The organism is Amycolatopsis minnesotensis, from assembly GCF_039529815.1.
GTDB lineage: Bacteria > Actinomycetota > Actinomycetes > Mycobacteriales > Pseudonocardiaceae > Amycolatopsis > Amycolatopsis minnesotensis.
The window spans coordinates 127102-142054 of record NZ_BAAANN010000018.1 but is presented as its reverse complement, the minus strand read 5'-3'; the positions used below and the strand labels follow the sequence as shown (position 1 = coordinate 142054).

Sequence of the window (14953 nt, the reverse complement as noted above, 5' to 3'; positions counted from 1 at the left end):
TGGTCTGCCACAATCATCGACCGGCAGCGGGGCGGCCGGTGCCGTCCTGTCGAGGAGACGAGAGGGGTGCGGCGTTGTCGTTCCTGATCCGGGTCCAGCTCCCGGACAGTCCTGGCACCCTTGGCGCGGTGGCCACCGCGCTCGGCACCGTCGGCGCGGACATCCTCAGCGTCGACGTCGTCGAACGCGGCGGCGGGGTGGCGATCGACGACCTGGTCGTCGAGCTGCCGTCGGGCCGCCTGCCGGACTCGCTGATCACCGCGGCCGAGAGCGTCGAAGGCGTCGAGGTCGACGCCGTCCGCCCGTACGCCGGGGTGCTCGATACGCATCGCGAGCTCGAACTCGTCGAGGAAATCGCTGGTCAGCCGGGTGCGGGACTGTCCATCCTGGTCGAAGGCGTGCCGAGGATCGTCCGCGCGGGCTGGGCGCTCGTGGTGAAGTACTCGCAGGACGGCGTGCACCGGCTCGCTTCGTCGAGCGCCGCGCCGGAGGCGGAGATCACCGAGCTGCCGTGGCTGCCGCTCGAACGGGCCACGATCCTGGACTCCGACGAGCCGTGGATCCCGGAGACCTGGCAGGAGCTCGGCACCGAGCTCGCCGCCACCCCACTGGGCAAACCGGACAAAGCACTGCTCGTCGGACGGCCGGGCGGACCGATGTTCCGCGCCGCCGAGGTGGCGAGGCTCGCCCATTTCGCGGGCATCGTGTCCGTCGTGCTCGACGGCTGAGCTACCGGCCCGCCAGCTCCGCCACCACCGGGGCGAAGCGCTCCAGGTCCGCGTCGGAAACCACGTGGTAGGACAGGCCGAACCGGGCGCGCCGCGCGAGCAGTTCGTCCACGATCCGGCTCACCGGCCCGACAAGCGTTCCGACGGCGCATTGACCGTCCACTGTGGCCGATCGAAGACATCCCGCGCGCCTCGGACGCCGCCCTCACCGAAGCTCGCGGCCCTGACAGGACCTCGCATGCCCCGAAGGTGACGTTCGAGGAATCTGACGCCGCATTCACTCCCCTCACCACGCTGAGCATGCCGAGGCTGATGCCCTGAAGGCGTCCTTCGCGGCGTCTGATTCCCCCAAGGGCCCCTTCAGGGCATCAGCAGCACCATGCCGCGCGCCGCGAGGGGCGAAATCGCGGCGTCTGATTCCCCGAAGGTCGCCTTCGGGGACATCGGCAAGCCCGGGCCGCATGCCCGCGAGGGTGGGAAAGTGGCTCAGAGGTCCCGAAGAGCACCTTCAGGGCGGGTCAAGGGGTGCAGGCGGCGGTGATCATGGCGGTGTCCCAGTAGAACGGGTACACCTCGGTGATCCGTCCGTTGTGGACGGTGAGGGTCTGCAGGATCGGGAAGGTTATGCGCCGTCCCGTCGCGCGGGAACGGGCGCTGACCTCGGTGTGCACGACCAGGGGGTCGCCCGTCGACAGGATCCGCTGCGCCACCATGTCGAAGATGTCCCATGTGCGGCTCATCGCGACGAAGAACCGTTCCATTCCGGCGTGACCGTGCCACGTTCCGCCGTAGGGCAGCGCTTCCGCCTGGTGCAGCACCACTTCCTCGTCGAAGAACGGCGCCAGCTCGTCGAAACTCGCCACTCCCGGCCCGCCCGTGGCCAGGTACCGCGCTTCCGCGGCGTACATCCCGGTCAGCACCTCTACCGAACTCGTCATGCCGCGAGCCTGCCTGTCCGCGCACGTTGAGGCTGGCGGCAATCGGACGTCGGGCTCAGGTCAGTTCGCAGGCGTAGGCGAGCATGCGGAACTCCAGTTCGTCCGCGCGGGAGATCTCCGCGTACGCCGAGCCCGGTGCCGCCACGGTCACCGAACCGAGCACCGCGCCGCCCGCATCGACGGCGCCGAGCAGCTCCGCACCCGTGGCGCGCCCCGCCGCGTCACGCAGTTCGTCGGCGTAGTCGTCGTGGCCTTCGATGAGGCCGTCGTCGCGGTACGCGGTGACGGTCAGCTCTCCGATCGCGGCGAACTCGTCCGCGCGGGCGTGCGGACCTCGAGCTCACTCATCGCCTTCGGGCTCCTCGGCAGGCAGCGCCACCTCGGCCGCGGCTTCGGGGCCTTCGTCGAGCAGCACCCGGAAACCGGCCTCGTCGAGCACCGGCACCTTCAACTGGACGGCCTTCTCGTACTTGGTGCCCGGCGACTCCCCGACCACCACGAACGCGGTCTTCTTCGAAACCGAGCCCGCGGCCTTCCCGCCGCGGGCCATGATGACCTCCTTGGCCTCGTCGCGCGAGAACGTCTCCAGCGATCCGGTGACCACAATGGACAGTCCTTCGAGGTGGCGCGGGATCGAGTCGTCGCGCGCCTCCTCCATCCGGACCCCGGCGGCGCGCCACTTGTCGACCACCTCGCGGTGCCAGTCGACCTCGAACCATTCCTGCGCGGCGCGCGCGATGGTCGGGCCCACACCGTCGACGTCGGCGAGTTCCTCTTCCGTGGCGTTCTCGATGCGCTCGATCGAGCCGAACTCGCGTGTCAGCGCCTGCGCCGCGGTGGGCCCGACATGCCGGATCGACAGCCCGACGATCACCTTCCACAGTGGACGGTCCTTGGCCGAATCCAGGTTCGCGACCAGCTTCTTCGCGTTGGCCGACAGCTCGCCCGCCTTGGTGCGGAACAGCTCGACCTCGCCCAGCTTCTCCTCGTCGAGATCGAAGATGTCGCCTTCGTCGGCGACCACACCGGACTCCAGCAGCGCGACCGCGGCCTCGTAGCCGAGCACCTCGATGTCGAACGCGCCGCGGCCGGCGAGGTGGAACAGCCGCTCCCGCAGCTGCGCCGGGCACGTCCGCGCGTTCGGGCAGCGGATGTCGACGTCGCCTTCCTTCTGGTAGGCCAGCGGCGTGTCGCATTCGGGACAGCGGATCGGCATCAGGAACTCGCGCTCCTCGCCGGTGCGGACGTCCACGACCGGGCCGAGCACCTCGGGGATCACGTCACCCGCCTTGCGGATCACCACGCGGTCGCCGATCAGCACGCCCTTGCGCTTGACCTCCTCGGCGTTGTGCAGGGTCGCCATCGCGACCGTGGAGCCGGCCACCTTGACCGGCTCCATCACCGCGAACGGGGTGACGCGGCCGGTGCGGCCCACGTTGACCTGGATGTCCAGCAGCGTGGTGGTGGCCTCCTCCGGCGGGTACTTGTAGGCGATCGCCCACCGCGGCGCGCGCGAGGTGGTGCCGAGCCTGCGCTGCAGCGCCACCTGGTCGACCTTGACCACCACGCCGTCGATCTCGTGCTCGGCGTCGTGCCGGTGCTCGCCCCAGTAGTCGATGTGCTCGGCGAGCGCCTTCGACGACTCGATCACCTTGCTGTGCGGGGAAACCGGCAGGCCCCATGCCGCCAGCGCCTCGTACGCCTCGGACTGGCGCTCCGGCTCGAAGCCTTCCCGGCGCCCGAGCCCGTGGCAGATCAGCCGCAGCCGCCGCTCCTTGGTGATCTTGGGGTCCTTCTGCCGCAGCGAGCCCGCCGCGGTGTTGCGCGGGTTGGCGTACGGCGGTTTGCCCGCCTCCACCATCCGCGCGTTGAGGTCGAGGAAGTCCTGCACCCGGAAGAACACCTCGCCGCGCACCTCGACGAGCGCGGGCACCGGGAACCGGTCCGTGCCGGTGAGCCGGTCCGGCACCTGCTCCAGGGTGCGGACGTTGAGCGTGACGTCCTCGCCGGTGCGGCCGTCGCCGCGGGTCAGCGCGCGGGTGAGCCTGCCGTTCTCGTAGAGCAGGTTGATCGCGAGCCCGTCGATCTTCAGCTCGCACAGGTACCGGGTGGCGCCGATCTCCTTCTCGACGCGCTCGACCCAGGTGACGAGCTCCTCCGGGTCGAACACGTTGTCCAGGCTGAGCATGCGCTCGAGGTGGTCGTACGCGGTGAACTCGGTGGAGAACGTGCCCCCGACCTTCTGCGTTGGCGAATCCGGGGTGCGCAGGCCGGGGTGCTCCTCTTCGAGCCCCTCCAGTTCGCGCAGCACCACGTCGAACTCGCCGTCGGTGATGGTCGGCGAGTCCAGGACGTAGTACCGGAACTGGTGGCCCCTGATCTCCTCCGCGAGCGCGGCATGGCGCTCGCGGGCCTCGGCTGGTACGTCGCCGAGGTCCTGAGCCGCATCGGAAGAGACCGGGTCTGGGGGAAGTTCGCTCACGAGGGGTGAGCTTAGTCAGTACCCCCGACATCTTGCGGCTTTCGCTCCGCGAGCTTCCGCACCAGGTCACGAAGTTCCAGCAGGGAGATCGACCCGGCGGGCTCGATCTCGGCGGTCTCCACGCGGCGTAACCGCTCGGCGGCGAGCCGTTCACCCAAGGTGGCGTCGAGCGGCAGGAACGTCATCGCCGAACGCGCCGCGTCCTCGAGCGAGGACAGCCTCGGGTGGTGCACGGCGACGTCCACCACCGCCTCCGTCTCGTCGATCTGAGCGGCGACCCGAACCTCGGCGAGCGCGATCCGGTGCTCACCGAGGTTCACCGTGACCTCGTTCGGATCGGGCACCCCCGGCACCGAGTCGTGGTACTCCCAGATCGCGTCCTCCTCCGGCGCGGCCGCGATCCAGGCGTCGGTGAAGGGCCGCAGTTCCGGCGACTCCTGGCCGGTGACGACGAGCGCGTAGATCGCGCGCTGCCCCCGTTCGAGGGAGAAGTGCAGCTCGGGATGAACGCGGGCGATCGCTTCGCACAGCTCGTGCTCGACGCGCTGCGGCTCGCGGTCGCCGAGCGCGCCGTTGATCCTCGGCAGCAGCTCGAACCAGCGCCGCCAGAAGGCCACCGCGGCCTGGCCCGGATCCTCCGGTACCTCGGGGCTCGGCCACGCGGTTCGGGGATCGGGGGGATCGTTCTTACGACGGCGGAAGAATCGCATGGAGCGGGGACCTCATCTACCTCAGCGCAGCTCGGGTCCCACCATCGTAGGCGCGTACCGCGCCGTACCGGCTACCACGCTTCGGGGGGTTCCAGGAACGCCTTCCCGAGGTCGCGCGACAGTTCGAGGGCGCGCCGCACCCACTCGCCGGTGGCACCCGCGAGACCGCAGGTCGTGGTCGGCACGCCCAGTTCGGCCAGCAGCGCGCGGGGGAAGCCGAGCCGGTCGACGAGCCCGAGCGCCGGTTCGGCGATCTCGCGCAGGGTCACCGGCTTCCCCGGATCGGCCGACGGCACCAGCCCCAGCAGGAACGCGACGCCGGAATCCCACGCCTCGCCCAGGTCGTCGAGCAGCGCCGACGGCGCGCCGGCCAGCAGCGTCGCGTCGAGCGCGATCGCACCGGCGCCCGCAGCGCGCAGCAGCGCGATCGGCGGCCGCGCCGCGCAGCAGTGCACGACCACCGGCTGACCGGTGATGGCGCCCGCGCCCTCGATCATCGTGGCCAGCAGGTCGCGCGCCTCCGGTGCGGGCACCGACGGCACGGTTCCGTAGCCCGACGGAGTGGACAGCGCGCCCGCGAGCACCGGCGGGAGGCTCGGTTCGTCGAACTGGACGAGCACGGGCGCCCCGGTACGGGCGGTCAGCTCGGCGACGTGCGCCCGCAGACCCTCCAAAAGGGACTCCGAGAACTCGCGGATCGCGCCCCGGTCGGTGAGCACCCGGTGCCCGCTCGCCAGCTCGATCCCGGCCGCGAGCGTCCACGGCCCCGCGACCTGCGTCTTGAGCACGGGCGGGCGGCCCGCGTTCTCGACGGCCTCGTCGAGCCCGTCGACGTCCCAGCGGAGCAGATCGGTCGCGCGCCGGTGGTGGTGCCCCGGCCTCGCCGTCACCCGGTAGCCGGTCGGCACCACTTCGACCGCGAGGTCGACCAGCAGCGCCGCGCTCCTGCCGAGCAGATCGGCACCGACCCCGCGCCCGGGAAGCTCTGGCAGGTAAGGGAACTGCGGCAGTTCGCCCAGCACCACCTCGGCCGCCTCGCGCGCGTCGGTCCCCGGCAGGGACCCGATCCCGGTCGCCGCGCCCGCGGCCCACACTCGCTCCGTCACACCGCAATCATGCCTCCCCCGCCGGGAAGAGCGCGTCGTCGGCCGGTCGTACCGGGTGTTTCGACCGGGTAAACGATCGCCGGGCCGGTCGGCTGCCGTGTCGCGCTCCGGCCTCGGAATCCCGTACCGTCGCACTGATCCGCAGGCACGGCACAGGGAGGTGAAACGGATGAGAGTGGCACTGGCGCAGACCGACTGCCGGCTCGGCGACGTGGAGGGGAATCTCGTCGATACCGAGCGCATCGTGAAGGAGTCCGCGGCCGAAGGCGCGGACCTGGTGGTCTTCCCCGAGCTGAGCCTCACCGGCTACGCGCTCGGACAGCTCGCCGACGACATTTCGCTGTGGCCGGACGACGAACGGCTCGCCGAGCTGTCGAAGCACGGCCCCGACGTCGTGATCGGCCTGCTCGAGGACGGGCGCATCCGGCGGCACAACTCCGCGCTGTACCTGTCCGACGGCATGATCGTGCACAACCACCGCAAGCTGTACCTGCCGAACTACCTGATCTGGGAGGAGCGCAAGCACGCCAGCCCCGGCCAGCACATGCGCGCCTTCGACACCCCGTACGCCAGGATGGCGACGCTGATCTGCAACGACGCGTGGCAGCCGATGCTGCCGTGGCTCGCCGCGCAGGACGGTGCCGAGGTGCTCGTGGTGCCGACGAACAGCGCCGCGAAGCTCACCGGCGGCTCGTTCGACCCCGCCGAGTACTGGCACGACCTGCTCACCTTCACCGCCCGCATGCAGCAGTGCTGGGTCCTCTTCGTCAACCGCGTCGGCGACGAGGCGGGGGTCCGCTTCTGGGGCGGCTCGCGCGTCATCGATCCGTGGGGTTCCGTGGTCGCGACGGCACCCACCTGGGAAGAGAACCTCACCATCGTCGACATCGACCCCGGCGCGGTGCGGCGCCGGCGCCGGGAAATCCCGTTGCTGGCGGATGCGCGCCTCGGCCTCCTCCGCCGCGAACTGGAACGCCTCATCAACGAAAGCGGCGACGACTAGGGGCGGCCGTTCCCGCCCGGTGCCCCGAAGGCGTCCTTCGGGGCATCTGGTTCCCCCATGGGCGCCTTCAGGGCATAGCTCCGATCCCGGAAACCCACGCGAGGGCCGAGTTCGCGGCGTCGGATTCCCCGAAGGCGTCCTTCAGGGACGGCGCGCCGGCGCGGGACGAAACGGGTGACCGGGGTCTCAGGGCGTTCGCGTGGACATCGCGCCCGGAGGCGCTCAAGGTGAGACGGTGGACGCTTTCAATGACGATGGCAGTCGCGACTGGACCGAACCCGGTGTGTACACGGTCGCGCCGGGGGTCCACCGGATTCCCCTGCCCCTGCCGAACGACGGACTGCGCGCGGTCAACGTCTACGCGCTGACCGGCGGCGACGACGTGGTCCTCATCGACGCGGGGTGGTCGCTCGACGCGGCGCGGGACCGGCTCGCGGAGGCGTTGCGGGCGATCGGCACCGGGTTCTCCGACATCCGCGAGTACCTCATCACCCACGTCCACCGGGACCACTACACGCAGGCGGTGACGCTGCGGCGCGAGTTCGGCGGCCGGATCGGGCTCGGTGCGCGCGAGCAGTCTTCGCTGAAGCTGTCGTCCGATCCGGACGGTGAGCGGATGGACGCGCAGGGCCGGCTGCTGGAGCTGGCCGGTGCGCGACCGGTGCTCGACGAGCTGATCCAGGTGTTCGGCGAGCTCCGGCCGGACCCGGAGATCTGGGAAGAGCCCGACGAGTGGCTCACGCCGGGCAAGCGGACCGTGCTGCCCGGTCGTGAACTCGACCTCGTGCACACCCCCGGCCACACCGCGGGGCACCTCGTGTTCGAGGACCCCGCGGCGGGGCTGCTGTTCACCGGCGACCACGTGCTGCCGCACATCACCCCGTCGATCGGGTTCGAGCCCGCGACGGTCGAACTGCCGCTGCGCGACTACCTCGACTCGCTGCGGCTGGTCCGCGAGCGGCCGGACCGGCGCATGCTGCCCGCGCACGGCCCGGTCACCTCGAGCGTGCACGCACGGGTGGACGAGCTGCTCGCCCATCACGCCGAGCGGCTCGACGTGATGGGCGGGAGGATCGCCGACGGCGCCACCACCGCCTACGAGGCGGCGCTGGGCCTCACCTGGACGCGCCGCCGGAGGCAACTGTCCGAAATGGACGTCTTCAACCGGATGCTCGCGACCCTGGAGACAGCGGCGCACCTCGATCTGCTGGTGGCTCAAGGAAAGCTGTCGGCGACGCGGACCGGCGGCGTGCGCCACTATTCGCTGCCTTGAACCTGCCCTCCCCGAACAGCACGACCAGCACGGCGAGCCCGGACACCACCACGGCGTGGCCTGCCGTGGCCGCGGCCAGTTCGACCGCTCGCGTTCCTCGCGCACCCGTTTGAGGTGGAACAGCGAACAGCCGACGCCGACGGCCATCCCGATCATCGGGATCACGCTCGAGACAGCGCGAGCGATCCGCACCGTCGTCGGTTGTGCCATGAAAATCCCCCGTGTCCTTGTGCGGTATCCGTTCAGGCTTCCGGAAAACGACACCCTGGACACTGGGGACGCCCGGCCGGGCGGTGGTGGGGCCGGTCCTACTTCGGCAGCATGGGGGCATGACGATCGACGAGCTGCTCGCCAACCTCGACCTCGACGCCAAGACCCGGCTGCTCGCGGGACAGGACGTGTGGACGCTGCCCGCGCTCGAGGAGATCGGGCTGGCCTCCCTGGTGATGTCCGACGGCCCGGTCGGGGTGCGCGGCACGCGGTGGTCGGCCGACGACCCGTCGCTCGTGCTGCCGAGCCCCACCGCGCTCGCGGCCACCTGGGACCCGTCGCTGGCCCGCCGCGCCGGTCTCGCACTCGCCCAAGAGGCAAGGCGGAAGGGCGTGCACGTGCTGCTCGCGCCGACGGTCAACCTGCATCGCAGCCCGCTCGGCGGCAGGCATTTCGAGTGCTACTCCGAGGATCCCCTGCTCACCGGGTCGATCGGCGCCGGGTACGTCTCCGGTGTGCAGGACGGCGGGGTCGCCACCACGGTCAAGCACTTCGTCGCCAACGACGCCGAAACCGAGCGGTTCACCGTGGACGTCCGCGCCGACGAGCGGACGCTGCGCGAGCTGTACCTGGCGCCGTTCGAGCAGATCGTGAAGACGGCGGCGCCGTGGGGGATCATGGCCGCCTACAACCAGGTCAACGGCAGCACGATGACCGAGCACGACGAGCTGGTCAACGGGATCCTGCGCGGTGAGTGGGGATTCGACGGGTTCGTGGTGTCCGACTGGCTCGCCGCGCGCGACACCGTCCGTGCCGCGAACGGCGGGCTCGACGTCGCGATGCCGGGGCCGAAGACCGTGTTCGGGAGGAATCTCGCCGAAGCGGTGCGCGCCGGAACGGTTCGCGAAGAGGTCGTCGACGCCATGGTGCGGCGCGTGCTCGTCCTCGCCTCGAAGGCGGGCGCGCTCGGTGAAAACCCGCCCGCACCGTCCGAAGTGGACGGGGTGGCGGTCGGCCGCGAGATCGCGAGCCGGTCGTTCGTGCTGCTGCGCAACGAAAACGAGCTGCTCCCCCTGGACAAACCCCGGAGCCTCGCGGTGATCGGCGCCGCCGCTGCCGAGGCGCGGATACTCGGCGGTGGCAGCGCGACCGTGTTCCCGTCGGAGGTGATCTCCCCGCTCGACGGGCTACGAGGCGTTTTCGACGACGTGCGGTACGAACTGGGCGCGGATCCCCGCACGACACTGCGTCCGGCGAAGGACGGGTTCACGCTCAGCGGCAGGGCGCTCGGCGAGGACGGCACCGAGCTGGTGGCGTTCGGGCTCACCGAGGCGTCCATGCAGTGGATCGGCGCGCTGCCCTACGGTCTCGAACTCGGCGAACTGGGCTCGGTCGAGATCAGCGGCACCTACGCCCCCGACGAGACCGGCACGCACGAGTTCGGGGTCACCGGTATCGGCCACCTGACGCTGACGGTCGGCGGCGAAACCCTGTTCGACGGCCCGAACCTCCCGTCCGACGGCAGTTTCATGGACGCCGTCATGCGGGTGACCGAACTCCGCGTCGAAGCCGAACTCACCGCGGGCGTGCCGGTGGACGTGCGGCTCACCTACTCGCTCCCGGACGAGATGCGCGCGGTCGGTGCGGGCAACTTCACCTGGCTTTCCTTCTCGCTGCGGCATTCCAGCCCCGCCGTGGACGCCGACGAGCTGATCGCGCGCGCCGTCGCGCTCGCCGCCGAGACGGAGGTGGCCGTCGTCGTGGTCGCCACCACCGACGAGGTGGAAAGCGAGGGCTTCGACCGCACCTCGCTCGCGCTGCCCGGCCGTCAGGACGAACTGGTCGCGCGGGTGGCCGAAGCGAACCCGCGCACGATCGTCGTGGTGAACTCCGGCTCGCCGGTCGAGATGCCGTGGGCCGCCGACGTCGACGTGGTCCTGCTGACCTGGTTCCCCGGCCAGTCCGGCGGCGCCGCGCTCGCCGACGTGCTCTCCGGTGCCGCCGAACCGGGCGGGCGGCTGCCGACCACCTGGCCCGCGCGGATGGCCGACGCACCGGTGCTCGACGTGACCCCTGTCGATGGCGTGCTGCGGTACGCCGAAGGCGTGTTCATCGGGTACCGGGCATGGGAAGGAGCGGGTGCCACGCCCGCGTACTGGTTCGGGCACGGCCTCGGCTACACGGACTGGGCCTACGAATCCGTCACGGTGGGCCGTGCCGACGGCGAACTCGCCCGGGTGCGGGTCCGCCTGCGCAACTCCGGCTCGCGTGCGGGACGGGAGGTCGTGCAGGTCTATCTGTCCACTGAGGACACGAGCGGACCGCCGAGGCCGAAGCGCTGGCTCGCCGGGTTCGCGGTCGCCGAGGCTTCCCCCGGCGATGGCGTCGAAGTCGACATAGCGATCCCCGAACGCGCCGCGTCCGTCTGGGACTCCGGCTGGCGCGTCGTCACCGGCGAGTACCGCGTCGAAATCGGACGGTCCTACGCGGACATTCGGTTAGCCGGGGATCTCACCGTGTGACGCCGTTGCCCTTTCGGCTGCCGTTCTTGGTTCGCCGAGGCAGGTTCCCGGCCCATGCCGGGAAAGGGTGGCTACGGTGGCTGCGCAGCCCCCCTTTCCCCCGCGAGGTTCCCGATGCCAACGCCTGATTTCCCCCCGAACACGCTCGACTCCGAAGGAGAACCCCGCTGGATCGCCGAGCTGGCCAGCGCCGATCCGAACCACGCCTTGCACGTCGTGCGCGGCCTCGAACCGGCGGCGGCGTTGGCAGCTCTTGGCGCGAATCCGCAACGCGTCCGGCCCGTCGAACTGCCGGACGGCAAGCCCGACGACCAGACTTCCCTGCCCGGCGCGGCATTGGAGATCGGGCCGGGAAGCGGCGCCACGCTGCTGGCGGGACGCATCGGTGACTGGACGTTCGTCTACGACGACGGCGGGTACACCTACGACGAGGAAAACACGGCGGTGCTGTCGGCGGGCGGTCGATCCGCGGCCACGAGCATGTTCTCCATCAACGCCGATGCCAGCCTCACCTACGCCGTCGATGGAGAACAGCTCGCTTGGGTCAACGTCGACGACCTCGATCTCGAAGAGGATCTCCCCGAGATGCCCGCCGAGCTCCGCGCGGCTTTCGAAGCGGCGGGCACCATCGAACTCGACTACCTCGAACCCGGTGAAGCCGACTATTCCATCGCCATGCGCGCCGTGTGCGCCTTGGCCGGACTCACCTGCACGATCGACGACATCCGCCGGATCCCGTTGCTGGCCGTGGAATTCGGCTGACCCGTGCGACTTCAGCGCGCGGTCTTGGCTTTGATGAGCGGCGCGTCCCGCGACATCTCCCGGAACCCGACGCTGTAGTACAGCCCGCGCGCCTTGGGATGGCCGGGCGCGCCGAGGCAGGCGACGGTCATGTGCGTGGCCCCGGCCGCCCGCGCGAGCTGCATCGAGTGCAGGAGCAAGGCCCTTCCCAGTCCCCGGCGCCGGTAGCCCGGATGCGTCCCGACCGGCTCGAACTCGGCGGTCTTGTTCACCTCGTCGAGCCACATGATCGTCGAGGACGCCATCGTTCCGTCCGGTGCCTCCACCAGGATGTGCAGATCGCCGCGGTACCCCGCGGTTTCCCGGACGCCCTGGTAGCTCTCGGCCGAGTACGCCGTGGGAGTCCAGGCGTGCAGGTGCGCCTGGACCGCGGCCTCGGGCCCTGCCTCGTCGGCGGTCCGGAACCGGAACCCGGCCGGCAGCACCGGCTGTTCCACGTCGACGAGGTCGCGCTCGTTGAGCTGGGTCCATGACCCGGTGTCGCCGAGCGCGTCCGGGTCCGGCTCGTAACCGTGCGCCGCCCACCGCGCCAGGCCGGACTCGTCGGCGGCGCTCGGCAGCACCGTGCGCTCGAGGCCCGCGGCCGTGGTGTCGTACCAGTCGATCACCTCGTCGACCAGCCCGGCGTGGCCGGGATGGACCTGGTACGCCAGGTAGGCGCCGGTGATGTCCTTCACCGACCCGTCGTTCCGCTTCACCTGGCGCGGGAGCTGGGCCCAGCCCCACGCCACCAGGTCCTCGCCGGAGAACCACAGCCGGCGCGGCCAGCTCGCACCGTCACCCGCGTGGCCCTTGCCCCAGTTCCAGGCCAGCCCGCCGAACGACGCGTCGGCGTTCACCAGCTCCGGGCTGGTGGCCACGACGCGCTGCGCCATACCCTGCATGAGCCGCACGTCCGCGGCCGTCATGAGTTCGGAAGTCCCCATGGGGCGCCACTGTGTCAGTACGCCGCCACGCCGTCGAATCGTTTTCCCGTACCCGCCGGATCAGCCGGCCTGCCGGTGGTGACCGGACCAGTTGGCCAGCCGCTCGGTCGGACCGGCGCCCGGCCTCGGCGCGACGACGGGCGCGAACGGGATCTGGTCGCCGCGGTGCTCGGCGGGGATGAACTGCTTGGCCACGGTCAGCGCGGCCTCCGCCAGCTCCGGATCGGCTTCCTCGTCGGCTCCGATCGCGACGGCGAGATCCCAGCCGTGCACCAGCGCTTCGTTGAGATAGCCCCAGAGCGCCGCCCGCCCCGATACCTTGCCCCACGGCACGGTCACCTCGCGGTCGAGCACCGCGTCGTCCTGCCAGACCGCCTGCATCTTCTCGGCCGCGCCAGCCAGCGCGCCCGGCCAGTCCTCGACGCCGGTGACGACGAGGGGACAGCTGAACACGTCGCCGCCCTCGCCGACCACCCGTGCCCTGTCCACAGTGGCCACGAGATGCCCGAGCAGGGTTCGCACGTCGAACTCGGCGCACGGCGTCGGCGCGCTCAGCTCGGCGGGCAGGCCGGTGGCGAGGCTCCGCACCCAGGTCAGTGCGCGGTCGTAGAGCGGGCGGGGGTCCGTAGTGGTCGTCATGCCCTCATCCTGCACCCCATATACGACACCTCCTGTCGTGTATGGGGTCACCTGGCGAACCTGTCCCGCAACTCGCGCTTGAGGATCTTGCCCGAGGCGTTGCGCGGCAGCTCGTCGACGAAGTGGATCGCCTTCGGCACCTTGAAGGACGACAACCTGCCCCGCAGGTGCACCAGCAGCGCTTCGGCGTCCCGTCCGCCCTGGTGGTCCTTTTTGGACACCACGATCGCGGTGATCGCCTCGATCCACTTGTCGTCGGGCAGCCCGACCACCGCGACCTCGTCCACCGAGTCATGGGTGTACAGGGCGTCTTCGACCTCGCGCGACGCGACCATGACCCCGCCGGTGTTGATCACGTCCTTGATCCGGTCGACAACCGAGAGGTAGCCCTCCTCGTCGATCCGCACCAGGTCACCGGAGTGGAACCAGCCGTCGCGGAAGGCATCCTCGGTGTCCTCCGGCTTGTCCCAGTAGCCCTCGCAGAGCTGCGGCGAGCGGTACACCACCTCGCCGAGTTCGCCTGGCGCGACGTCGTTCCCGTCGCCGTCCACCACTCGCGCCTCGACGAAGAGCACCCCGCGGCCCGCCGACTCCGGCCGCTCGGCGTGCTCGTCCGGGCCGAGCACGGTGGCCAGCGGGCCGATCTCGGACTGGCCGAAGCAGTTGTAGAACCCCAGCCCCGGCATGGCTTCCCGCAGCGCGGCGAGGATCGGGCCCGGCATGATCGACGCGCCGTAGTACGCCTTTTCGAGCGCGGTGAGGTCACGGACGGCGAAGTCGGCGTGGTGCGCGAGCGCCACCCACAGCGTGGGCGCGGCGAAGAACGCGCGGTGCCCGTCCGCCTCGATCCTGCGCAGGATCTCGGCCGGGTCGGGGGTCTCCATCAGCTCGTTCGTCGCGCCGACGGCAAGCCACGGCACGAGGAAAACGTGCATCTGCGCGCTGTGGTAGAGCGGCATGACGTGCAGCGGGGCGTCGTCCGCGGTGAGGTCCAGCGCGATGATGCTCGACACGTACTCGTGCACGAGCGCGCGGTGCGTCATCATCGCGCCCTTCGGCCGTGACGTGGTGCCGGAGGTGTAGAGCAGTTGCACGAGATCGGTGTCGGCCACCTCGACGTCGAGGTCCGGTGTCGCGCCGGTGGTCGCCGCGTCCAGCAGGGACTCGTTGTCGTCGCGCAGTGGCACCACGATCGGCGGCGCCGCGCCCGAACCGTCCAAAACGGACCGCAGCGCCGGGTCGGTCAGCGCGGCCGAGCTGCCGGACTGCTCCAGCAGGTAGGCCAGCTCCGCACCGGCGAGGTTGTAGTTGATCGGCACGTGCACCAGTCCGGCGCGGGCGCAGGCGAGGAACGCGATGAGGTAGGCGTCGGAGTTCTTGCCGTACGCGGCGACGCGCGCGCCCTTCTCCAGCCCGAGCCCGAGCAGGAACGCCGCGGCGTTCGTCACTGCCGCGTCCAGCTCCGCGTAGGTCCATTCGCGACCGGCGAACCGCAGCGCGGTCCTCGCCGGGGTCTTCGCCGCACTGCGGCGGAGGAGATCGTCGACGGTGCTCGTACGCGGTCCCACCTGGTACCTCCTGCATAATCGGTGGACGTGAGCGAGATCCAGATTAG

The 14953-nt window shown here is 70.7% G+C and carries 13 protein-coding genes; 5 read left to right on the top strand and 8 right to left on the bottom strand.

Features of this window, described 5'->3' with window-relative positions; translation table 11 throughout:
• The first annotated feature begins 74 nt into the window (after nt 1–74).
• Complete coding sequence (locus tag ABD256_RS23170; protein WP_344422465.1) at nt 75–728, top strand: ACT domain-containing protein; 654 nt, start codon at nt 75–77, stop codon at nt 726–728.
• A gap of 1 nt (nt 729) precedes the next feature.
• Here the strand turns inward: ABD256_RS23170 and ABD256_RS23165 are convergent, their stop codons facing one another.
• The 5 genes from ABD256_RS23165 to ABD256_RS23145 form a co-directional block, all read right to left on the bottom strand.
• Nucleotides 730–852, bottom strand: coding sequence for a hypothetical protein (locus tag ABD256_RS23165; RefSeq protein ID WP_344422461.1), 123 nt, complete (start codon nt 850–852; stop codon nt 730–732).
• A gap of 394 nt (nt 853–1246) precedes the next feature.
• Entirely contained in the window at nt 1247–1666 is a 420-nt protein-coding gene (locus ABD256_RS23160; RefSeq protein ID WP_344422458.1) for a nuclear transport factor 2 family protein, read from the bottom strand.
• A gap of 340 nt (nt 1667–2006) precedes the next feature.
• Nucleotides 2007–4148, bottom strand: a complete 2142-nt coding sequence (ligA, locus tag ABD256_RS23155; RefSeq protein WP_344422455.1) for an NAD-dependent DNA ligase LigA — start codon at nt 4146–4148, stop codon at nt 2007–2009.
• 11 nt (nt 4149–4159) lie between these two features.
• The gene (locus ABD256_RS23150) at nt 4160–4858 is read right to left on the bottom strand and encodes a hypothetical protein (protein WP_344422452.1); all 699 of its coding nucleotides are present in this window, start codon (nt 4856–4858) and stop codon (nt 4160–4162) included.
• 71 nt (nt 4859–4929) lie between these two features.
• Nucleotides 4930–5964 (bottom strand): uroporphyrinogen decarboxylase/cobalamine-independent methonine synthase family protein, encoded by a 1035-nt coding sequence (locus ABD256_RS23145; RefSeq protein ID WP_344422449.1) that lies wholly within the window; start codon nt 5962–5964, stop codon nt 4930–4932.
• Between the two features lie 169 nt (nt 5965–6133).
• Here ABD256_RS23145 and ABD256_RS23140 point away from each other — a divergent pair, with 169 nt between their 5' ends.
• From ABD256_RS23140 to ABD256_RS23125, 4 genes are all read left to right on the top strand, one after another.
• Nucleotides 6134–6967, top strand: a complete 834-nt coding sequence (locus ABD256_RS23140; RefSeq protein WP_344422446.1) for a nitrilase-related carbon-nitrogen hydrolase — start codon at nt 6134–6136, stop codon at nt 6965–6967.
• 235 nt (nt 6968–7202) lie between these two features.
• Entirely contained in the window at nt 7203–8240 is a 1038-nt protein-coding gene (locus tag ABD256_RS23135) for an MBL fold metallo-hydrolase (RefSeq protein WP_344422443.1), read from the top strand.
• A gap of 329 nt (nt 8241–8569) precedes the next feature.
• Entirely contained in the window at nt 8570–10972 is a 2403-nt protein-coding gene (locus ABD256_RS23130; protein WP_344422440.1) for a glycoside hydrolase family 3 protein, read from the top strand.
• Nucleotides 10973–11086: 114 nt separating this feature from the next.
• Nucleotides 11087–11734, top strand: coding sequence for a DUF6461 domain-containing protein (locus tag ABD256_RS23125; protein ID WP_344422438.1), 648 nt, complete (start codon nt 11087–11089; stop codon nt 11732–11734).
• Nucleotides 11735–11745: 11 nt separating this feature from the next.
• Here the strand turns inward: ABD256_RS23125 and ABD256_RS23120 are convergent, their stop codons facing one another.
• Genes ABD256_RS23120 through ABD256_RS23110 form a run of 3 tightly spaced genes read right to left on the bottom strand, consistent with a single transcriptional unit; the run spans nt 11746 to nt 14906 of the window.
• Entirely contained in the window at nt 11746–12699 is a 954-nt protein-coding gene (locus ABD256_RS23120; protein WP_344422435.1) for a GNAT family N-acetyltransferase, read from the bottom strand.
• Between the two features lie 60 nt (nt 12700–12759).
• Nucleotides 12760–13338, bottom strand: a complete 579-nt coding sequence (locus ABD256_RS23115) for a TIGR03086 family metal-binding protein (protein ID WP_344422433.1) — start codon at nt 13336–13338, stop codon at nt 12760–12762.
• 47 nt (nt 13339–13385) lie between these two features.
• On the bottom strand, nt 13386–14906 hold the full coding sequence (locus ABD256_RS23110) for an acyl-CoA synthetase (protein ID WP_344422430.1): 1521 nt from the start codon (nt 14904–14906) through the stop codon (nt 13386–13388).
• Between the last annotated feature and the right edge of the window lie 47 nt (nt 14907–14953).